The 20,272-nt window shown below is 66.5% G+C and carries 22 protein-coding genes; 8 read left to right on the top strand and 14 right to left on the bottom strand.

Features of this window, described 5'->3' with window-relative positions; translation table 11 throughout:
• Positions 1-23: 23 nt before the first annotated feature.
• Entirely contained in the window at positions 24-905 is an 882-nt protein-coding gene (gene yddG, locus AABQ55_RS00630) for an aromatic amino acid exporter YddG (RefSeq protein ID WP_272806867.1), read from the top strand.
• Here yddG and AABQ55_RS00635 read toward each other — a convergent pair whose 3' ends face one another.
• Positions 906-1,328 carry a cupin domain-containing protein gene (locus AABQ55_RS00635; RefSeq protein WP_272806868.1) on the bottom strand — a complete coding sequence of 141 codons (423 nt, stop codon included), beginning with the start codon at positions 1,326-1,328 and terminating at the stop codon, positions 906-908.
• Positions 1,328-2,092, bottom strand: a complete 765-nt coding sequence (gene gloB, locus AABQ55_RS00640) for a hydroxyacylglutathione hydrolase (RefSeq protein ID WP_272806869.1) — start codon at positions 2,090-2,092, stop codon at positions 1,328-1,330. Before gloB ends, AABQ55_RS00635 begins: the two co-directional genes overlap by 1 nt.
• An 89-nt stretch (positions 2,093-2,181) precedes the next feature.
• Between gloB and AABQ55_RS00645 the strand changes: the two genes are divergently transcribed.
• Together AABQ55_RS00645 and AABQ55_RS00650 are read left to right on the top strand one after the other, a co-directional pair.
• The gene (locus tag AABQ55_RS00645; protein WP_244769399.1) at positions 2,182-2,931 is read left to right on the top strand and encodes a class I SAM-dependent methyltransferase; all 750 of its coding nucleotides are present in this window, start codon (positions 2,182-2,184) and stop codon (positions 2,929-2,931) included.
• Between the two features lie 64 nt (positions 2,932-2,995).
• On the top strand, positions 2,996-3,925 hold the full coding sequence (locus AABQ55_RS00650; RefSeq protein ID WP_244769398.1) for a prephenate/arogenate dehydrogenase family protein: 930 nt from the start codon (positions 2,996-2,998) through the stop codon (positions 3,923-3,925).
• 2 nt (positions 3,926-3,927) lie between these two features.
• On the opposite strand, the gene AABQ55_RS00655 is transcribed toward AABQ55_RS00650, so the two are convergent.
• On the bottom strand, positions 3,928-4,935 hold the full coding sequence (locus AABQ55_RS00655; protein WP_244769397.1) for a DUF2125 domain-containing protein: 1,008 nt from the start codon (positions 4,933-4,935) through the stop codon (positions 3,928-3,930).
• An 85-nt stretch (positions 4,936-5,020) separates the two neighbouring features.
• Here AABQ55_RS00655 and AABQ55_RS00660 point away from each other — a divergent pair, with 85 nt between their 5' ends.
• The gene (locus tag AABQ55_RS00660) at positions 5,021-5,572 is read left to right on the top strand and encodes a gamma-glutamylcyclotransferase (protein WP_272806870.1); all 552 of its coding nucleotides are present in this window, start codon (positions 5,021-5,023) and stop codon (positions 5,570-5,572) included.
• Here AABQ55_RS00660 and AABQ55_RS00665 read toward each other — a convergent pair whose 3' ends face one another.
• The 4 genes from AABQ55_RS00665 to ftsE form a co-directional block, all read right to left on the bottom strand.
• On the bottom strand, positions 5,573-6,361 hold the full coding sequence (locus AABQ55_RS00665; protein ID WP_244769395.1) for a lysophospholipid acyltransferase family protein: 789 nt from the start codon (positions 6,359-6,361) through the stop codon (positions 5,573-5,575).
• Positions 6,362-6,496: 135 nt separating this feature from the next.
• Positions 6,497-7,210 (bottom strand): YdcF family protein, encoded by a 714-nt coding sequence (locus AABQ55_RS00670; protein WP_272806871.1) that lies wholly within the window; start codon positions 7,208-7,210, stop codon positions 6,497-6,499.
• Positions 7,211-7,280: 70 nt separating this feature from the next.
• Positions 7,281-8,288: a cell division protein FtsX gene (locus AABQ55_RS00675; RefSeq protein ID WP_272806872.1), complete on the bottom strand. Its 1,008-nt coding sequence runs from the start codon at positions 8,286-8,288 to the stop codon at positions 7,281-7,283.
• A complete protein-coding gene (ftsE, locus tag AABQ55_RS00680) occupies positions 8,281-8,940 on the bottom strand; it encodes a cell division ATP-binding protein FtsE (protein ID WP_244769392.1) in 660 nt (219 codons plus the stop codon). Before ftsE ends, AABQ55_RS00675 begins: the two co-directional genes overlap by 8 nt.
• A gap of 204 nt (positions 8,941-9,144) precedes the next feature.
• On the opposite strand from ftsE, the gene AABQ55_RS00685 reads away from it, so the two are divergent.
• The 3 genes from AABQ55_RS00685 to AABQ55_RS00695 all read left to right on the top strand — a co-directional run bounded on the left by AABQ55_RS00685 (position 9,145) and on the right by AABQ55_RS00695 (position 10,995).
• On the top strand, positions 9,145-9,819 hold the full coding sequence (locus tag AABQ55_RS00685; protein WP_272806873.1) for a hypothetical protein: 675 nt from the start codon (positions 9,145-9,147) through the stop codon (positions 9,817-9,819).
• Between the two features lie 92 nt (positions 9,820-9,911).
• Positions 9,912-10,460, top strand: a complete 549-nt coding sequence (gene hpt, locus AABQ55_RS00690) for a hypoxanthine phosphoribosyltransferase (RefSeq protein ID WP_272806874.1) — start codon at positions 9,912-9,914, stop codon at positions 10,458-10,460.
• A gap of 175 nt (positions 10,461-10,635) precedes the next feature.
• Positions 10,636-10,995: a response regulator gene (locus AABQ55_RS00695; protein WP_064331584.1), complete on the top strand. Its 360-nt coding sequence runs from the start codon at positions 10,636-10,638 to the stop codon at positions 10,993-10,995.
• A gap of 6 nt (positions 10,996-11,001) precedes the next feature.
• Here AABQ55_RS00695 and AABQ55_RS00700 read toward each other — a convergent pair whose 3' ends face one another.
• The 4 genes from AABQ55_RS00700 to argH form a co-directional block, all read right to left on the bottom strand.
• On the bottom strand, positions 11,002-13,632 hold the full coding sequence (locus AABQ55_RS00700) for a TIGR02302 family protein (protein WP_272806875.1): 2,631 nt from the start codon (positions 13,630-13,632) through the stop codon (positions 11,002-11,004).
• A 118-nt stretch (positions 13,633-13,750) separates the two neighbouring features.
• Entirely contained in the window at positions 13,751-15,019 is a 1,269-nt protein-coding gene (gene lysA / locus AABQ55_RS00705; RefSeq protein WP_244769388.1) for a diaminopimelate decarboxylase, read from the bottom strand.
• Positions 15,020-15,092: 73 nt separating this feature from the next.
• Positions 15,093-15,278: an LPS translocon maturation chaperone LptM gene (gene lptM, locus AABQ55_RS00710; RefSeq protein ID WP_244769387.1), complete on the bottom strand. Its 186-nt coding sequence runs from the start codon at positions 15,276-15,278 to the stop codon at positions 15,093-15,095.
• 104 nt (positions 15,279-15,382) lie between these two features.
• Complete coding sequence (gene argH, locus AABQ55_RS00715) at positions 15,383-16,786, bottom strand: argininosuccinate lyase (protein ID WP_244769386.1); 1,404 nt, start codon at positions 16,784-16,786, stop codon at positions 15,383-15,385.
• A gap of 22 nt (positions 16,787-16,808) precedes the next feature.
• Between argH and tlpA the strand changes: the two genes are divergently transcribed.
• The gene (tlpA, locus tag AABQ55_RS00720; protein ID WP_272806876.1) at positions 16,809-17,483 is read left to right on the top strand and encodes a thiol:disulfide interchange protein TlpA; all 675 of its coding nucleotides are present in this window, start codon (positions 16,809-16,811) and stop codon (positions 17,481-17,483) included.
• 19 nt (positions 17,484-17,502) lie between these two features.
• Here tlpA and AABQ55_RS00725 read toward each other — a convergent pair whose 3' ends face one another.
• The 3 genes from AABQ55_RS00725 to cysT are packed head-to-tail and all read right to left on the bottom strand — an operon-like array spanning position 17,503 to position 20,242.
• On the bottom strand, positions 17,503-18,525 hold the full coding sequence (locus AABQ55_RS00725; protein ID WP_272806877.1) for a sulfate/molybdate ABC transporter ATP-binding protein: 1,023 nt from the start codon (positions 18,523-18,525) through the stop codon (positions 17,503-17,505).
• On the bottom strand, positions 18,522-19,418 hold the full coding sequence (gene cysW / locus AABQ55_RS00730) for a sulfate ABC transporter permease subunit CysW (RefSeq protein ID WP_272806878.1): 897 nt from the start codon (positions 19,416-19,418) through the stop codon (positions 18,522-18,524). Before cysW ends, AABQ55_RS00725 begins: the two co-directional genes overlap by 4 nt.
• Before the next feature lie 2 nt (positions 19,419-19,420).
• A complete protein-coding gene (gene cysT / locus AABQ55_RS00735) occupies positions 19,421-20,242 on the bottom strand; it encodes a sulfate ABC transporter permease subunit CysT (RefSeq protein ID WP_272806879.1) in 822 nt (273 codons plus the stop codon).
• Between the last annotated feature and the right edge of the window lie 30 nt (positions 20,243-20,272).

Consider the following 20,272-nt stretch of genomic DNA (forward strand, 5'->3'; position numbering starts at 1 on the left):
CGGACCGGCGGGAGTGATCGGCCTTGAAGACGCGTGCGACCCTGATTGGCTTTTCGGCGATCCTGATGTGGTCGCTGCTCGCGCTCTTCACCGCGGCCTCCGGCAAGATGCCGCCCTTCCAGCTCTCCGCCGTCTGCTTCCTGATCGGCAGCCTGCCCGGCATCTTCGTGCTCCTCGCCCGACCCGAGCGCACCAGGCTGCTGCGGCAACCGGCCAAGGTCTGGATCACCGGCATTCTCGGCCTCTTCGGCTACCACTTCCTCTACTTCACCGCGCTGCGCAACGCGCCCGCCGTGGAAGCCGGCCTGATCGCCTATCTCTGGCCGCTCCTCATCGTCGTCGGCTCGGCGCTGCTGCCGGGCGAGCGGCTGAAATGGAACCATGTCGTCGGCGCGTGCCTCGGCCTCGGCGGCACGGTGCTCATCGTCGGCCGCAACGGCTTTGCCTTCGATGAGGCGTACCTTGTCGGCTATGGCGCGGCCTTCCTCTGCGCCTTCACCTGGGCGGGCTATTCACTGCTCACCCGCCGTTTCGAGGCGGTCTCGACGGATGTGGTGACAGGCTTCTGCCTCGCCACCGCCCTCCTCTCGCTTGCCTGCCACCTGATGCTGGAAACCACGGTCTGGCCGCAAACGGGCTTCGAATGGCTCGCCGTCGCCGGCCTTGGCCTCCTGCCCGTCGGCGCGGCCTTCTATGCCTGGGATTTCGGCATCAAGAACGGTGACATCCAGATCCTCGGGGCCGCAAGCTATGCCGCACCGCTGCTCTCGACGCTCGTGCTGATCCTTTCCGGCTTTGCCGAACCGTCCTGGCGCATCGGCCTTGCCTGCCTGCTGGTCACAGGCGGGGCAATCCTCGCCGCCAAGGACATGATCTTCCGCAAGGCGGCGGCAAGCCCGGCCTGATCAGGCGCCCGGTTCCCAGCCGGGTGGCGCCATCTCGAAGGAGGAGAAGAGAAAGCCCGGCGAGACCGTGCAGCCGACCAGCGTCCAGTCGCCGAGCGGTTCGGCCGCTTGCCACCAGTTCGCCGGCACGATGACCTGCGGCCGTTCGCCCGCCGCAAGGTCCGGCCCCAGCACCTGCGTTTCCGCCGGCGCCGCGCCGTCACTCAAAGATAGCGCCAGCGGCCCGCCGGCATAATGGTGCCAGACCTCGACCGCATCCTTCACCCGGTGCCAGTGCGAGCGCTCGTCCCGCTCCAGGAGGTAATAGATCGCCGTCGAATGTCCGCGCGCGCCGCCCGCGGCATCGCGAAAGGTCTGCACATACCAGCCGCCTTCCGGATGCCGCTCCATGCCGAGCCGCGCGATGATATCCTGCGGCGTCATCAGAACCGGTCCTTGCGTGCGCGGATTTCCGCAAAGACCTCGGCATCGCTCGCCGTTTCCATGCCGAGATGGCGGCGGATCGAAGGATCGGCGGCCCGCAGGAAGGGGTTGGTCGCCTTTTCGAGGCCGATGGTCGTCGGTGCGGTGAAAGCGCCCGCCGCCCGAAGCGACTCGATCTCCGCCACGCGGCTTGCGAGGGCGGCATTGCCCGGATCGACGGTTATGGCGAAGCGTGCATTGGAGAGCGTGTATTCATGGCCGAAATAGACGGTCGTCTCCTCCGGCAGCGCGGCGAGCTTTTCAAGCGATTGCCACATCTGCGCCGGCGTGCCCTCGAAGAGCCGGCCGCAGCCGAGCGCAAACAGCGTATCGGCCGCAAAGAGCAGCTTTTCCACGGGCAGATGGAAGCAGACATGCCCCGCCGTATGGCCCGGCGTCAGGATGACCTCGACGCGCCTGCCGGCAAAGTCGAAGCTGTCGCCGCCATCCACCTTGCGGTCGATGCCCGGGATCGTCTCGCGCGCCGGCCCGATGATCGTCGCGCCGAAACGGTCCTTCAGCGCCAGATTGGCCTCGACATGGTCGTTGTGGTGATGCGTCGTGAAGATATGGCTGAGCGTCCAGCCGCGGCGGGCGAGCGCATCGAGGATCGGCTTTTCCTCCGGCGCATCGACGCTCGCGGTCGCCCCCGTCGCCGGATCGTGCAGCAGCACGCCGAAATTGTCGCTGCGGCAGGGAAAGAGGTCTATTTCCAGCGGGGTCATGGCGCATTCCTCATCGCATTGCGGGCGGTCGGCGGGAATGTAAGGCAATCGGCCTTGAAGTCCACCAGCCCGTCGCGCACATTCAGGTCATGCATGCCGATATCGTCGACCTTCGTGAATTCTACCACTCGCCGCTCGGGCGCCTCGCCGACCATTCGATCGCCATGGCGCTCGCCTCGCTCTGGGCGCGCCTGCCGGACGAACGGCTGGTCGGGCTCGGTTATGCCGTGCCCTACCTGGAACGGTTCCGCGCCGATACGGAGCGCACCTTCGCCTTCATGCCGGCTGGCCAGGGCGCGGTGAACTGGCCGCCGGGCGAGCTCTCCTCCACGGCCCTCGTCTTCGACGAGGAACTGCCGCTGCCGGATGCCTCGGTCGATCGCGTGCTGATGGTGCATTCGCTGGAATTTGCGGAAAACCCGCGCGAGACGATGAAGGAGCTCTGGCGCGTGCTGGCCCCGGGCGGGCGGCTCGTCATCGTCGTGCCGAACCGGCGCGGCGTCTGGGCACGCATGGAGCATACGCCCTTCGGCTCCGGCCGGCCCTATTCGCGCGGCCAGCTGACCGCGCTGTTGCGCGAGACCAACTTCACGCCCGGCGCCTCGGCCGAAGCGCTGTTCTTCCCGCCCTCCAAGCTGCGCAGCGTGCAGAAACTGCGCGGTGCCTTCGAGCGGCTGGGGCGCATGCTCTGGCCGATGTTCTCCGGCGTCATCATCGTGGAGGCGCAGAAGCGGCTCTATCAGGGCCTGCCCGTCGCCGCCCGCGCCTCGCGGCGCGTCTTCGTGCCGGTGCTCGCCCCGCAGGGCGTGCCGACGACGCGCGAGCGCGCGCCGCGCTGATCCCCTCGACAAATGCCGGCCCGCCCGCTAGAGCGGGCCCAAGCGGAAACGAAGGGCGAAGGGCATGACGGACGGACATTTCGACAAGATCGCGCTGATCGGCATCGGCCTCATCGGCTCCTCCATCGCCCGCGCCGTCAAGGCGAAGGGCCTAGCCAGGACCGTCACCATTTCGAGCCGCAGCCAGGAGACGCTCGACCGCGCCCGCGAACTCGAGCTTGGCACCGACTACGTCCATGACGCCGGCACGGCCGTGGAAGGCGCCGACCTCGTCATCGTCTCGGTGCCCGTCGGCGCCTCCGGCAAGGTGGCGGAGGACATCGCCCCGCACCTGAAGCCCGGTGCCATCGTCACCGACGTCGGCTCCACCAAGACCTCGGTCGTCGCGCAGATGCTGCCGCACATGCCGAAGACCGTGCATTTCATCCCCGGCCACCCGCTGGCGGGCACCGAGCATTCCGGCCCGGACGCCGGCTTCGCCGAACTGTTCCAGAACCGCTGGTGCATCCTCACCCCCGTGCACGGCACGGACAAGGAGGCCAAGCGCAGGCTCGCCGCCTTCTGGGAGGCGCTCGGCTCCAAGGTCGACGAGATGGACACGGAGCACCACGACAAGGTGCTCGCCATCGTCTCGCACCTGCCGCATATCATCGCCTACAACATCGTCGGCACGGCGGACGATCTGGAGACGGTGACGGAATCGGAAGTCATCAAGTATTCCGCCTCGGGCTTCCGCGATTTCACCCGCCTCGCCGCCTCGGACCCGACCATGTGGCGGGACGTCTGCCTGCACAACAAGGACGCGATCCTCGAAATGCTGGCGCGCTTTTCCGAGGACCTCGCTTATCTGCAGCGCGCCATCCGCTGGGGCGATGGCGAGAAGCTCTTCGACCTTTTCACCCGCACTCGCGCCATCCGCCGCTCGATCATCGATGCGGGCCAGGATACGTCCGCGCCGAATTTCGGCCGGCCGGTCGCCGACAAGAAGAGCTGAGATCAGATCGGTGGGATGAACGCGATCGGGAAGAGGCCGAGATAGACCGTCCCGTCCTGCACATTGAGCTTCACCACCGCCCGGTCGCCACCCTTCGACAGGCCTTCGACCACCTGCGCGACCTGCGCCGCCGTCTCCGCGATCTCCGGAAACGCCTCGGAGATCCGGTCGCGCCAGACCGTGATGCCGGCAATGTCGAGATCGAGCGTGCCCGAGAGGTAACCGTCGTCACCCACCTTGAGCGGGCCGGAAAGGGTCGCCACCTTGCCGTCGCCGAGGTCGAGCGACAGGCGGCGCAGCTCCATGTTTGCGCCGAGCGGCGCGCCGGCCGGCGGGCCTTCGGCGGAGATCCATGTCGCGGCATCGGCGATCGTCATGTCGGCCGTGACGTCAAGCGGTGGCAGCACCCGGTCGCCAAGATCGAGCGAGAGCGCATCGAAGGAGGCGGCGACATCGAGCGCCCCGCCGGACTGGCGGATATGCTTTTCACCGTGGGCAGCGGTCACGCCGAGCGAAACGGCCTCGGAGGGCACGTTGAGCCGGCCCTTCAGCCCGTCGTAGGCGACCGAGGCACGGTCGAGCCCGTTCGTCCAGGCGGTGCCGCTTGCCCGCAGAAGATCCCAGTCGGCATCGAAGACGAGATCGGGCGTCACGCGCACCTGCGCCGGCCCGTCGAGTTCGGCGACCGCATGGCCCGGGCGATAGACCTGCGCGGCCGAGCGGAGCGCCCCGAAGCTCGCCGACAGGCCCGTCGGGCGGTCATCGATGCCGACCGCATCGCAGAATAGGCCGATGCGGAACGGGAAGCCGCGAACGGAAAGATTGCTGCACGAGGCCGAATGCATGCCCTGCGCGGAGGCGGAGAGCTGCCGGTCCAGCGTGTCCTTCAGCCAGCTTGCGGCATAGAACCATCCGCCCGTATAGAGCGCGGCGACGAGAACGACGGCAACGGCGAGCCGGACGAGTTTGCGCGTGACGCCGGACGTGCCGGCGCGGCTTGACGATGCCATGTTGTTCTCCAATGGTGGCGGACATGATTTGCCCGCAAGCGCGTCAAAGCCGGCAATTGCGGCGGCTTTTTGAGAGATGGTCCAGGTGACGGTGGATATGAACGAATTCTGGGTTTTTGGCTACGGTTCGCTGATGTGGAATCCGGGCTTCGAATTCGAGGAGCAGCAGCCGGCCCATCTCTTCGGCTTCCGCCGTTCGCTCTGCGTGCGCTCCTGGGTCCATCGCGGCACGGAGGTGAGACCCGGCCTCGTGCTGGGCCTCGATCGCGGCGGCTCCTGCCGCGGCGTCGCCTTCCGCATCGCACCCGCAAGCCGGGAAGCGGTGGTCGATTACCTGCGCGAGCGGGAACTGGTGACCCATGTCTACAAGGAGCGCACGCTTGCCGCGACGCTCGGCGACGGCCGCCGCGTCTCGACGCTCGCCTATATCTGCGACCGCGCCCACCACCAGTTCGCCGGCGCGCTCTCCGTCGAGGAGGCGGCCGCGACCGTCAGTTCCGCCGTCGGCAAGTCGGGCCACAATATCGACTATGTGCGTAACACGCTGGTGCATCTGCGCGAAATGGGCATCCGCGACCATTGGCTGGAGGATGTCGGTCGCACCGCGGAAAACCTCCACGCACGAAGCTCCGCCTGATCAGGCGGCGTGTGCCTTCAGCTCCGCCAGACGCCGCTCGGCCGTCGGCGGCAAAGGCAGGTTCGGGTTCGCCGCCGCGGTTTCCACCAGCAGCCGGTCGCTCGCCGTCTCCATCACCTCGACGAGATGGGCGAGGAAGGCGTCCGGATCCATGCCCGGCTCGATCGCCGGCAGGATGCGCACCTTGAAGTGCCCTGGATAGCGGATGAACTTGCGCCGCGGCCAGAACAGGCCCGGATGCATGACGACCGGCACGACCGGCACCTGGAGATCGCGATAGAGGCGGGCGATGCCGTACTTGTATTCCGGCGTCGCGCCCGGCGGGCGGCGCGTGCCTTCCGGATAGATGATGAGCTGGCGGCCGGAATTCATCTCCGCCTTGGTACGCTGCATGACGGCGGCCATGACCTTGCCGCGCGCGCTGCGATCGACCGGCACCATGCGTTGCTTCTTCAGATACCAGCCGAAGAGCGGGATCCAGGTGAGCTCACGCTTGAGGATATAGAAGGGATCGTCCAGCCAGGGCAGCAATGCATAGGCATCCCAGAAGGACTGGTGCTTCGGCGCGAAGATGTAGCCGCCCTTCGGGATGTTCTCCAGCCCTTCGATCTCGAAGGTCGTGCCGACGATCGTCTCGAAGAGCCAGTGATTGCTCCTCACCCAGTTCTTGGCGATGCCGTAGGCCTTCTTGCGCGGCAGCAGGAAATAGGCCGGCGTCATGACGATCATCTGCACGATGAGGTTCAGGTAGAAGAGGGTATTGAAGAGCACGGAACGGAAAGCGATCATCAGGCAGCCTGTCAGCGGGACGCGTTTCTTCGCCCTACACGATATTCAAAAGCGTGTCGCGCAAAAGTGTGCACGGTTTTGCACTGACGGGATGCGGAAAAACAAGGGCCTGAAAGGAGGCTTCCGCCATAGCGATCAGCCGCCGGAAAGGCCCGCCATGTCGCCGCGCAGTCCGGACCAGCTGCGCGCGCCGGCAAAGGCGCGGATATGCGCAAGGCTATACTTGAGATATTCCGACAGCATCGCCTTCATCACGCCCGGCTGGCGCAGCCAGTTGCCGTTCTTCAGGTCCGAATTGACGACGGGATAGGCGATGAACTCGGTCCTGGGATCGATGACCTTCAGCTCCAGCAGGCTGCGCGGCATGTGGTAGTTGTTGGTGACGACGAGCACGCGGCGGAACTGGTGGTCGCTGATCCAGCGCGCCGTCTCGTTGGCATTGCCGATCGTGTCGACCGCCTCGTAACCCATGTCGACGCAGCATTCGAACAGCGTAGATGAGCTCTGCGTGAGCTTACGGATCTGGTTGCCGCTCGTCGCGGGGTTGACGCCCGAGATCAGCAGCCGCTCGCCGGCGCCCTGCTTGAGAAGGTCGATCGCCCGGTCGATGCGCTGGTAGCCGCCGGTCAGCACCACGATGGCATCGGCCTTCGGGTCGTTCGGCGTTTCGAGCGCGGCGACGGTTTCGGCGAAATAGAGGAAGCCGCCCGTGCCCGCCACGGCAGCGAGCAGGAGGAGCGCGAGAACCACGCGCACGGCGAGACGGACGGGGCCCTTGCGTCGCCGTCCCGCCCCGTCAGACCGGGCGCCGTGCGGCAGACCCGGTTTTGCCCGTTCAAGCGCGTTCATGATTCCGTCCATAGAACGGGATTGCGGCAACCGATAGTCCGTTTTACGGCGAGCACCCGTCCGGTCCGCGTCATGGGTCGGGCAACTGGTCGGTGCGTGAAGGGTCGGAGCGGATCTGGTCGATTTCGTGGATGGTCCGCATCACGGTGAAACGGGCCGTCAGCGTCGTCAGCAGCGCGATCACGACGATCGTACCGGCAATGCCGAGATAGCCCGTGGTCCCCATGGAAAAGGTGCCGAACAGCGCCGTCGCCTGGTCGCTCTGCGGCGTCGCGATGGAGCGCCCCTGCCAGAAGCCGGCGACGGCGAAGAACAGCGCCGCCAGCAGCCCGCCGGCAAGCGAGCCCTTCAGGCTGATCTTCAGGAAATGCTTCTGGAATTCGGAAGCGACGAAGCTCGCCTCGGCGCCGACGAAATGCAGCACCTCGACGATATGCCGGTTGCCGGAAAGCGCGCCGCGCGTCGCGAAGATGACGGTCAGCACCATGGCGGAGAAGACGAGCACCAGCACGCCCGTGCCGATGAAGGCCGTCGTGCGCGCCATGGCGACGAGACGGTCGACCCAGGTGCGGTGGTCGTCGAGGAAGGCCGTCGGGATCTTCTCCGCCAGCGCGGCCCGCATCGCCGTGAAATCCGGCGGGCTCTGCTCGTCGATGGTGACGATGACGAGGCGCGGCACCGGCAGTTCGTCGATGTTCAGCCCCTCGCCGAGCCAGGGTTCGAGCAGCCGTGCCGTCGCCGTCTTGTCGACGATCGTGCCGTCGCGCGTGCCGGAGAAGGTGAGGGCAAGGTCGCGCGCGTCCGTGAGCGCCTTCTCCATGTCGAGATCGTCGTCCGGCTTGATCTGGATGGTGATCTCGCGGGAGATCTGGCTCTGCCAGCTCGCCGCCGTCGCCCGCACCATGCTGACCGCGCCGAAGGTGAGGCAGGCGAGGAAGGCCATGATGGCGATGACGAGCATCAGCGCATTGCCGGAAACATTCGCCGGCGGCACGATGGGCGCCGTCGGGCGCACCTTCATTTCCGGCCGGCGGGCGGGCTGGGCCTCCTGGGCGGTCTCGCGGGGCGCGTCAGTCATAGATGTCGAGCCGCCCTTGCGAGAGGATCATGCGCCGCGCCTCCACCTGGTCCATCAGCGACAGATCGTGCGTGGCGATCACCACGGCGGTGCCGAGCCGGTTCAGTTCGAGGAAGAGGCTGAGCAGCCGGCGTGCCATCGGCGGGTCGACATTGCCGGTCGGCTCGTCGGCGAGCAGCAGTTCCGGCCGGTCGATGAGGGCGCGGGCAATGGCCGCACGCTGCTTCTCCCCGCCCGACAGCACCGGCGGCAACACGTTGATTCGTTCCCCGAGCCCGACCCATTTCAGAAGTTCGAGCACGTCGGCGCGATAGCTCGCTTCCTCCTTGCCGCGCACGCGCAGCGGCAGGGCGACGTTCTCATAGGTCGTCAGGTGATCGAGCAGGCGGAAATCCTGGAAGACGATGCCGATGCGCCGGCGCAGCATCGGCAGCTCGTCGCGCGGGATGGTCGAGATCTCGCGGTCGAAGGTGCGGATGATGCCGCGCGTCGGCTGCAGGGAGAGGAAGAGCAGGCGCAGCAACGTCGTCTTGCCGGCGCCGGACGGCCCGGTCAGGAATTGGAAGGAGCGGTGCGGAATATCGAAGGTCAGGTCGCGGAGGATTTCCGGGCCCATTCCATAGCGCAGTCCGACATTCTCGAAGTGAATCAATGATCAATCCGGTTCTAAAGGCGGGTTACCTTGCCTGCCGAAGCAGGTCCGCTGGCGAGGTCGCACAGGAAAGCGGCTCTTTCACGGTCGGGTTTCCGAAGCATTAACCAGTATGGTTTACGTTTCGTAAGGATTTCATTCAATGCCCGACTTTTCGCCCATGATTTTGCGCGGAAAGGGCGCTGGCGAAGCGGGGAGGTCGCGATGAACGCCTTCAGAGCAAGACGCGAGGCGAAGGGCCGGATCGACCTTCTGCCGCCGGAGCCGAAGACGCCGGCCCGCCGGAATGCAAGGCCGTTCCCGGCGCGCTTCGAAGTGGTCGATGCCGATTTCGTCGTCATCCGCAGCACCGCCGCCCGCACGTCGAACGACAATCACCGTCCCGTGAGGCCCACGCCAGCCGACATGCCGCCGCGCCACCTGCTGCTTCGCGTCGCCGCAGCCGGCGGCCGGCTGTGCGAGGCAGGCTTGCAGCGCCTCCCGGGCCGCGCCTTTGCCGGTCTCGTCACGGCGGCCTTCATCTTCGTCTTCGCCTATGCCGGCGGACTTTCCGCCCTCAGGGCGGCGCTTCCCGCAAGCGCACCGGGCGGCGCGCTGCGCATTGCCGATGTCATCACGACGGTCGACGACCGCAACGGCATGAAGGTGCTCGCCGTCTATGGCCGCCTCACCAATGGCGGCGACACCATCGCCGCCGTGCCGCCGGTCGACATCGTCTTCGAGGGCATGGGTGAGGCGATCCACCACCGCCTCTCGCTCGAAACCGCAAAGCTCGCGCCGGGCGCCAGCGAGACCTTCGCGTTGCGCATTCCGCACAATGGCGGAAAAGTGCCGAAAGTCTCGGTTTCCCTCGCCGCCGAGGGTGCGCCCGTCCCCTGACTGTGCTAAGCGGCTCCTCTGTTTCCCGCAATTCCGCACGCAAGACCGCGGGATTTTGCCGGATTTGCCCACGACCAAGGAGCCGCCTCGCGATGCAGATTGTCCGCGGAAAGAAGATCGAAACGCTCTACGACGCCGCTATGATCGCCAAGCGCAATGAAGAACTGGCGGCCGAGATCGCCAGCGGCCCGACGAAGGACCTCCTCGTCATCGCCGTGCTCAAGGGCTCGTTCATCTTCGCAGCCGACCTCACCCGCGCCCTTCATGCGGCCGGCCTTGCCCCCGAAGTCGAGTTCATCACGCTGTCGAGCTACGGCGCCGGCACCGTCTCGCAGGGCGTGAAGGTCATCAAGGACATCGACAGCGACGTGCATGGCCGCGATATCCTGCTGATCGACGACATCCTCGAATCCGGCCGCACGCTCAGCTTCGCCAAGGAGCTGATGTATGAGCGCGGCGCCCGCAACGTCACGATCGCCGTGCTGCTCGACAAGCGCGAGAAGCGCAAGACCGATCTGGAAGCCGACTATGTCGGCTTCGAATGCCCGGATCATTTCGTCGTCGGCTACGGCATGGACGTCGCCTATGCCTTCCGCGAACTGCCCTTCGTCGGCGTCGTGACGGGCGACGCGGACGCCTGACGCCGGCCTGACCGCAGATTCCCCCATCGGTCGTTTACCGATCGACAAGGAAAGTCTGGTCTTTTCGTTCGCGGAGCGGCACCGGAGAATCGGCCTGCCGCTCGGCCTTCTGTTCCGCCGCCCAGACAGCGGCAGCCTGGAGCAGGGCCGGATGAACGGACCGAAAGGGGAACCGATGGCCAAGATCCTGATCACCGAGGACGAGGATTCGCTCCGCACCTTCGTGGCGCGGGCGCTGCGCATGGACGGCCACGAGACCGTCGAGGCGCCGGACGGTGCCGCAGGGCTCGACGCCCTGACGGAGGGCGGCTTCGATCTCCTCCTGTCCGACATCCGCATGCCCGTGATGGACGGCATCGAGCTTGCCCACAAGGCGTCCGCCGCCCATCCGGCGCTGAAGATCCTGCTGATGACCGGTTATGCCGAGCAGCGCGAGCGGGCCGACGACCTTGCCTCGAAGATCGTCGACGTGGTGAGCAAGCCCTTCAGCCTGCCGGACATCCGCCGCGCCGTGGCGACGGCGCTCGCGGCCTGACGCGCTTCAGCGGATTCCGAGCAGCCGCTCCAGATAATCCCGTTCGAAACCGGGCGCTGCCCCAGTGCCGAGGCGACGACGGATCTCCTCCAAGATTTCACGCGCCCGCTGGATGTCGATCTCTTCCGGAACCTTGGTCGGCCCGCCGAAATCCGGGCCCTGCCCGTTGAGGGTGCGCTCGCGGCCCAGCGGATCGCGGCCGTTGCGGCCCGCCTGCGGGATACCTTCGCCCGGTCCCTGGCCCTGTCCCTGCCCCATCATGGCCTGCATCTGGCTCATCATGTTCTGCGCGCCCTGGCGCAGCGCCTCCAGCGCGCGGCCCTGGCTGCCGACGGCCGATTCGCCCTGGCCCTCGCCGAGCGCTTCCGAAGCGCCCTTCATCTCGCGGCCGGCCTGGCCAAAACCTTCGCCGGGCTCCAGCCCCATGCCCTTCAGCGCTTCCTGAATCTCGCCGAGCTGCTTGCCCAGCGCGTCCTGCTGCTCCTGCAGCTTCTTCAGCGCCTCACGCAACTGTTCGGCCGTCATCTGGTCGGTCGGCTGCTGGCCGGAGCCGTTGTCGCCCGGCCGCTGCTCGCCCTCCTCGCCCGGCATCGGATCGCCGCGCTGTTGGCGGTCACGCAGCGCCTGGTCGAACTGGAAGGTCTGCTCCATCAGCTTCTGCTGTTGCTGCATCAGCTGGCCGAGCTTGTCCATCTGCTGGCGCATCGCGTCGTTCTGCTGGCCTTGCTGGCCCTGCTGCGGCCGGCCGGCCTGCAGGTTGTTCATCATGCGCTGCAGCTCGGAGAGCATCTGCTGGGCCTGGTCACGCGCGCCGGAACGGGCCAGATTCTCGATCTGGTCCATCATGCGCTGCAAATCCTGCTGGCGCAGGATCTGGCCCTGCTGCTGGGCATTCTGCTGCATCTGGCCGTTCTTGGCCGCCTGGCGCGCAAGCTCCTCCATATAGGCCTGCATCGCCTCGCGCAGCTCCTTCATGAGCGCGGCGATCTCCTCGTCGGAGGCGTTGCGCTCCAGCGCCTCGGAAAGCGCCTTCTGCGCCTCGCGCAGCCGGCGATCGGCCAGCGACAGGTTGCCGTCCTCGATGCCAAGGGCGATTTCCCAGAGATAGTCCGCCGTCTCGCGCATCTGGTCGTCCGTGCGGGAGAGCTTCATGCGCGCATTGGCCGATTGCAGCAGCAGGTAATGCGTGAGGTTCGGGATCGTCTCTTCCGGCCGGATCGTCAGCGCCTCGTTGAGCGCGATCGCGTGCGGCAGCTGGTTGGCATCGAGCGCGAAGACCTGCCGCTGTTCGGCGACGGCCGCGGCGAGCGGCTCGAAGAAGGTCTTGGCCGGCAGGATCATCTCGACAGGCTGGCTGCGCCCCTCCTGCCCGGCGGCATCCTTGGCGACGAGCGTGATCTTCACGCGCTTGCCGGAGAGCGGGTGTTCGGACAGGTTGCGGCTCGTCGTGCCCTTGGCGTCGCGCGCGGCACGGCGAGGCAGGTCGAGCCTATACTCCGGCAACGGATAGAGCGGACGCGCATCCTTCGGCTTTTCGACCGGCACGATCTCCGCATGCGCCTCCTGGATCCCGTAATCGTCCTTGGCGATGAAGCTGATCTCCAGCGCCGAGGCGACGGTCTTCTTCGGGATGCCGTCGAAGGCGATTTCCGGCACGCGGTCCGGAATGACCGCAAAGGTCCAGGTCTGGCCGGCAACCGAGAGCGTGCCGTCCTTCAGGATCTTGTAGCGCATGGTCCTGGCGTCACTGGCGGCCGCCACCGGCACCTTCGCCTCGACCTTCGAAGCCTCGGCTTTTTCATCCTTCGGCTTTTCCGCCTCGGGGCGGATGGCCGTGGCCGCGGTTTCGCCGGTCACCTGATAGCTCACCGCCTCGTCGCCGCCACCGCCGGTGACGCGCACGGTCAGTTCGCTGAATTGCGGAATGCGGATCTCGCCTCTGGCGGCCTCGCCCGGCTGACCCTGCGGGCTGCCGGTCAGGAAGATGGGCGCGCGCGACGTGTGCGCCGGCGGCGTCACCCAAGCGTCGATGCGCACGTCCGGCGCGGTTTCGGCGGGGGTGCGGACGGTAACCACATCGGCCAGAAGTCCGCCGCGGTTGGAATAGGAGAAGGCAAAGGCGATGGCGACGAGGAGCAGCGGCACCGCACGCAGGGCATGGCGGTCGTGGCGGGCGATATCGGGCTCCGGCGCCCCGGTCCTCAGCGTGCCGATCATCCGCGCCATGCGGGCCTGGTGTTCGCGCCACAGCGCCTCGGCAAAGGCATCGCCGCCGGCCGGCCGGTCGTCCTGCACCCGGATCGCCTGGTGGGCGAGCGCATTGCGCGCCTCCAGCATGCGATAGGCCTTGTCGGTCGACGGCCAGACGATGCCGCGCAGGCGGACGAGCAGGCCGACGAGGCCGAGCGCGAAGGCGGCGAGCGTCGCAAGATGCAGCCAGGCCGGCACATGGCGGAAATAGCCGAACCAGGTGAGCGCCAGGAAAGCCGCGACGAGAAGCAGGATCGGCAGCACCCGCGGGGCGAGCGCTTCCAGATAGAGGATGGCCTGGGCGGCAAGGCGTTTTCCCGCGAGCCGGCGGGCCACCGGGCTGCCGGTCGCCTCCTTCCCGCGCTGTCCTCGCGTGTCAATCGCCATCGGTCGCCGCTCTCCGCTGCAGGTTGTCACCACCAAAAGATAACATGCTTTGTGGCGAAGACGAGGGCACGCGCAAAATCGTGATCGCGCAGGCGGCCGGTTTTAGCGCTTCCGAAGGTCAGGCGAGCCAGTCCGGCACCGAATCGAGGCCGATCAGGTCGTCATAGCTCTGCCGCGGCCGCACGACATGGAACGCGGCCCCGTTGACCAGCACCTCCGGCACCAGCAGGCGGCTGTTATAGGTGCCGGCCTGCACGGCGCCATAGGCACCGGCGGAACCGACGGCGATCAGGTCGCCGGGCTTGGGCTGCGCCATTTCGCGGTCCTGCGCCAGATAGTCACCGGTCTCGCAGACCGGGCCCACCACATCCGCCCGGATGCGCGGCGCACTGGCGGCGGAGATGACGACCGGCTGGATCTCGTGCCAGGCCTCGTAGAGCGTCGGGCGGATGAGATCGTTCATGGCCGCATCGACGATGACGAAGGTCTTCTCGCCGCCGTCCTTCACATAGATGACCTCGGTGACGAGGATGCCGGCATTGCCGACGATCAGCCGACCGGGCTCGGTGACGATCTTGCAGTTCAGACCCTGGAGCTGGTTCTTGACGATCTCGGCATAGGCGTCCGGCAGCGGCGGCGGCGCATTGTCCGTCTTGTAGGGGATACCGAGGCCGCCGCCGACATCGACGTGATCGATCGTATGGCCGTCGGCGCGCAGCGTATCGACGAGTTCGCGCAAGAGCTTGAAGGCGTCCTCGAAGGGTTGCAGCTCGGTGATCTGGCTGCCGATATGCATGTCGATGCCGGTCACCTTGATGCCCGGCAGGCCGGCGGCGCGGGCATAGACGGCGCGGGCGCGCTCCCAGGAAATGCCGAACTTGTTTTCCTTCTTGCCCGTCGAGATCTTGGCGTGCGTGCGGGCATCGACGTCCGGATTGATGCGGAAGGAGACGTGCGCCACCTTGCCGGCCTTCACGGCGCGGGCGTTCAACACCTCCAGCTCCGGCTCGGACTCGACGTTGAAGCAGTAGATGCCGGCCTCGAGGCCAAGGTCCATCTCGCGCGGCGTCTTGCCGACGCCGGAGAACATGATGCGCGAGGCGGGGACGCCGGCGGCCAGCGCCCGGCGCAGTTCGCCTTCCGAGACCACGTCGATGCCGGCGCCGAGCCGGGCGAGCGTCTTCAGCACCGCCTGGTTCGAATTCGCCTTCATAGCATAGCACACCATGGCATCGACGCCGTCGAAGGCCTTGGCGAAGACCTTGTAGTGGCGCTCCAGCGTGGCCGTCGAATAGACGTAGAAGGGCGTGCCGACCGCCTTGGCGATTTCCGGAACGGGCACGTCCTCCGCATGGAGGATGCCGTCGCGATGCTCGAAATGGTTCACAGGTCTCGTCCGTTAAACAAGGGCAATTCCGGCAAAACCGTGCAGCGGCTTTGCGTTCGGGAGGACATCAAAACTAGAGAAGGGGATCGAGGATGAAGGGCTTGTCTTCGACCTGCTCGACCTTCTTGCCGTCGACGGTCTTGTAGACCGGCTGCGCGCCGCCCGGCAGGTCGAGATCGCCCTTGCGGCCGCAGGCGGTCAGAACCGCTGCGGAAAGGCAGAGCACGAGAGCCAGCCTGCCGATATCGATGCGTGTCATGAAGCGTTCCCTGGAATGCCGGTGATCGGGTGGGCACCATCCTTAGCGAATTCGCCCGCCCTTGTGCACCCTTAATCTACTGATGAGTCCTGCAAGCAATCTGATCAGTTCCGCTGCCGCCACCAGGCGATCTGCTTGCGGACCTCCAGGGGCGCGGTGCCGCCGAAACTCTTGCGGCTCGCAACCGAGGCCTCGACCGTCAGGACGTTGAAGATGTCGGCGGTGATGGCGGCATGGATCGCCTGCAGCTCCTCGAGCGACAGGTCGGCAAGGTCGCAGCCCTTGCCCTCGGCCAGCGCCACGGCGCGGCCCGTCACATGATGCGCGTCGCGGAAGGGAAGCCCCGCCTCGCGCACCAGCCAGTCGGCAAGATCGGTGGCGGTGGAATAGCCGGACCCGGCCGCCGCCTTCATCCTGTCGGTGCGGATCGTCATGTCGCGCACCATGCCGGTCATCGCTGCAATCGCCAGCTCGATGCTCTCGGCCGCGTCGAAGACCTGTTCCTTGTCTTCCTGCATGTCCTTGGAATAGGCGAGCGGCAGGCCTTTCATGACCGTCAGAAGCGCGATCAGCGAGCCGTTGATGCGGCCGGTCTTGGCGCGCACCAGCTCGGCGGCGTCCGGATTCTTCTTCTGCGGCATGATGGAGGAGCCGGTGGAGAAGGCATCCGACAGGCGGATGAAGCCGAATTGCGGCGTCGACCAGATGACGATCTCCTCGGCAAGGCGCGACAGGTGAACGCCGGCAATCGCGGCGATCGACAGGAATTCCAGGGCGAAATCGCGGTCCGACACGGTGTCGATGGAATTGCGGGTCGGCTCGCGGAAGCCGAGCGCCTTCGCCGTCATGTGCCGGTCGATATTGTAGCCCGTGCCGGCAAGCGCGGCGGCGCCGATCGGGCTTTCGTCGAGATGCTCGATGGCGTGGCGCACGCGCTGGCGGTCTCGGCCGAACATCTCGACATAGGCCATGCAATGGTGGCCGAAGGTCACCGGCTGGGCGGTCTGCAGATGGGTGAAGCCCGGCATGACGGTCTCGGCATGCTCCTCGGCACGGTCGAGGAAGGCCGATATCAGACCCGTCAGCGCCTTCTCCGTCTTCTGCAGCTCTTCCTTCACCCAGAGGCGGAAGTCGAGTGCCACCTGGTCGTTGCGCGAGCGGGCGGTGTGCAGGCGGCCGGCCGCGGGGCCGATCAGCGTCGCCAGCCGCGCCTCGACATTCATGTGGATGTCTTCCAGCCGGCGGGAGAACTCGAAACTTCCGCTTTCGATCTCTGACAGGATCGTGTCGAGACCGTGAACGATCTTTTCCTTATCGTCCGCCGAAATGATGCCCTGGTGGGCGAGCATCTCGGCATGCGCCTTTGAGCCGCGGATGTCCTGGGCGTAAAGCTTCTTGTCGAAGCCGATGGAGGCATTTATCTCCTCCATGATCGCATCCGGTCCCGAGGCGAAACGGCCGCCCCACATCTGGTTCGAGGATTTCGTCTCGGAAGTGCCGTCAGCCATGGGTCCCGTCCTGGAGAATGAAATGACAGTGAAGAAGAAACTCGGCCTGCCGGCAGGAAAGCTCATCGCCATTGCCGGGCTCGCCGGACTTCTCGCCGGTGGTGCTGCGATATACGTGAAGGAAAGCCTGTCTGGCAATGGCGCGGTCGCTTCCGCCGATCCCGCCGCCTGCGCGGCCGCCGCGGAGAAGGCCGAAGCCCTGACGCCCTTTTCCAAGGGGCAGGTCGCCGCCATGCGCACGGTGGACGCGCACCGCCCGCTGCCCGATCTCGTCTTCGACGGCCCCGACGGCAAGAAGAGGACGATCGCCGATTTTTCCGGCAAGACGCTGCTCGTCAACCTCTGGGCCACCTGGTGCGTTCCGTGCCGCGAGGAGATGCCGGCGCTCAACGCGCTCGAAAAGGAGCTCGGCAGCGACAGGTTCGAGGTCGTCGCGATCAACATCGACACCGGCGACGACGAGAAGCCGAAGGCCTTCCTCACCGAAACGGGCGTCAACGAACTCGGCTACTACCGCGATGCCTCGATGGGCGTCTTCAACACGCTGAAGAAGGAAGGCCTCGCCTTCGGCCTGCCCGTCACGTTGCTGATGGACGACAAGGGCTGCCTGATATCGGCGATGAACGGCCCCGCCGCCTGGGACAGCGAGGACGCCAAGGCGCTGATCAACGCCGCGCTGGCGGCGCCGGAAAGCTAAGCCGCAGCCGGAGTTCCCCTCACGCCGCCGGATAGGCGCGCGGTCGTCGGATGTCGAGGAAACCCTCCTCGCCCTTGCCGTACGGGAATTCCGGCGCCGTATCGAACTCGACCGGCTGGCCGCTGCCCGTCAGGGCCAGCACGCGGCGCGAATCCGGCCGGTCGATGACGCGCACGATCTTCGCGGCAATGCCTTGCCCCTCGTCGCGCCAGGTGACGTCGGCCGGGCGGAACAGGATCTGGCCGCAGCCATCCGCCACGCCGCCGGCCTCGAAGGCCACGCCGTCGACATAGGCCTTGCCACCACGGATATCCGCATCGAGCCGGTTCGCATCGCCGAGGAAGTTCATCACGAAGGCATCGGCTGGATTGCGGCAGACCGTCTCGGGCGTCCCCTCCTGCACGATCTTGCCCTTGTTCAGGATGACGACCCGGTCGGCAAGGTCCAGCGCCTCTTCCTGGTCGTGCGTGACGAAGAGCGTGGTAATGCCCAGTTCGTCATGAATTTTCCGAAGCCAGCGGCGCAGGTCCCGCCGCACATTGGCGTCGAGCGCGCCGAAAGGCTCGTCGAGCAGCAGCACGCGCGGATCGACGGCGAGCGCCCGGGCGAGCGCCACGCGCTGGCGCTGGCCGCCGGAGATCTGGCCGGGAAAGCGGTCCTTGAGGCCGCCGAGCTGCACGAGATCGAGCAGTTCGGCAACACGCTTGGCGATCGCCTCGGGCGAACGCTTGACCTTGGAGACCTTCATGCCGAAGGCGATGTTCTCGCCGACGGTCATGTGCGGGAAGAGGGCATAGTGCTGGAAGACGAAGCCGACGCCGCGCTCGCGCACCGGAATGTCAGTGGCATTCTCCTCGCCGAAATAGATCGCGCCGCCATCAGCATATTCGAGGCCGGCGACCATGCGCAGGATCGTCGTCTTGCCGGAGCCGGAGGGACCGAGCAGCGCCACCAGCTCGCCGCTTTCGATATCGAGCGACACGCCGTGCACGGCGCGAAAGGTCTGGAACTCCTTGACCACGTTGGTAAGGCGGATCTTCACGGTTTTACCTCCGAGGTGATGCTGTCGGCGCCGGCCAGCTGAGAGGGGCGCTGGACGCGGCCCGCGCCCTGCCGCTCCAGCGCCACCTTGGCGATGAGCGTGACGATGGCAAGGCCGGCGAGAATGGATGCGGCGGCGAAGGAGCCGGCCGCGTTGTAGTCGTGATAGAGCAGCTCGATATGCAGCGGCAGCGTGTTCGTCTGGCCGCGGATATTGCCCGAAACGACGGAAACGGCACCGAATTCGCCCATTACGCGCGAATTGCAGAGCACGACGCCGTAGAGCAGCGCCCACTTGATGTTCGGCAGCGTGACGGAGAAGAAGGTGCGCCAGCCGCTCGCCCCCAGCGACGTCGCCGCCTCCTCGAGGTCGCGCCCCTGCGCCTGCATCAGCGGGATCAGCTCGCGCGCCACGAAGGGCGCCGTCACGAACATGCTGGCCAGCACGATGCCCGGCAGCGCGAAGAGGATCTTGATCTCCGCCGATTGCAGCGCCGGGCCGAACAGGCCCTGCAGGCCGTAGACGAAGAGATAGGAGACACCCGCCACGATGGGCGACACGGAGAAGGGCAGTTCGATGACGACGGTGAGCAGCCGCTTGCCGCGGAAATCGTGCTTGGTGATGGCCCAGGCCGCTGCGACGCCGAAGACCGTGTTGACCGGCACCGCGATCAGCGCCGTGACGACCGTCAGCAGGATCGCGTGCCGCGTATCCGGATCGGCGATCGAGGCGGCAAAATAGCCGACACCACGCGAGAAGGCCTCGACGGCGATGACGACGAGCGGTGCGACGATCATCAGCGCGACCAGCACGAGCACGAAGGCGAGCAGCGTGCGGCGGAAGACCGGATTATCGCCGACGCGGGGCGGCTTGCCCTTTCCGTGATGCGCCATGGTCAGCCCCTTGCCGTGTAGCGCAGGGCGCGGGCCTGCATGAAATTGGTGACAGCCAGCATGACGAAGGCCGTCAGCAGCATGACGGAAGCGATCGCGGCGGAGGCCGGGTAGTCGTATTCCTCCAGCCGTATGAAGGCGAGCAGCGCCGTGATCTCGGTGGAGAACGGCTGGTTGCCGGCGATGAAGATGATGGCGCCGAACTCGCCGAGGCTGCGGGCGAAGGAGAGCGAGACACCGGCCAGAAGCGCCGGCGTCAGGAGCGGCAGGATGACGCCGGTGAAGATCGACAGGTCGCTCGCCCCCAGCGTCTGCCCCGCCTCTTCCAGCGCCGGATCCAGCTCCTCCAGCACCGGCTGCACCGTGCGCACGATGAAGGGGATGCTGGTGAAGCTCATGGCGACGATGATGCCGAGCGGCGTATAGGCGACCTTGATGCCGAGAAGCGAAAGCGGCCCGCCGAACCAGCCGTTGGTGGCGAAAAGCGTGGTGAGAGCGATGCCCGCGACGGCCGTCGGCAGCGCGAAGGGCAGATCGACAAGCGCATCGACAAGCCGGCGGCCGGGAAAGCGGTAGCGCACCAGCACCCAGGCGAGCGACAGGCCGAAGACAAGGTTGAACACCGTCGCCGCCAGTGCGCAGAGCACCGTGACCCGGTAGCTGGCGAAGGCGCGGTCCGACGAGACGATGCGCCAGTAGTCCTCAGGCCCGAGGCTCGCCGCCTTGAAGACGAGCGCGGCCAGCGGCAGCACGACGATGATCGCCACATAGACGAGGGTTATGCCGAGCGCGAGCGGCAATCCGGGCAGTACACGCCGTCTCAAGAGGCGCTTCCTTTCTCAAGCAATGTCATG

Origin of the sequence: Shinella sp. WSD5-1 (genome assembly GCF_963942435.1) — a bacterium.
Lineage (GTDB): Bacteria > Pseudomonadota > Alphaproteobacteria > Rhizobiales > Rhizobiaceae > Shinella > Shinella yambaruensis.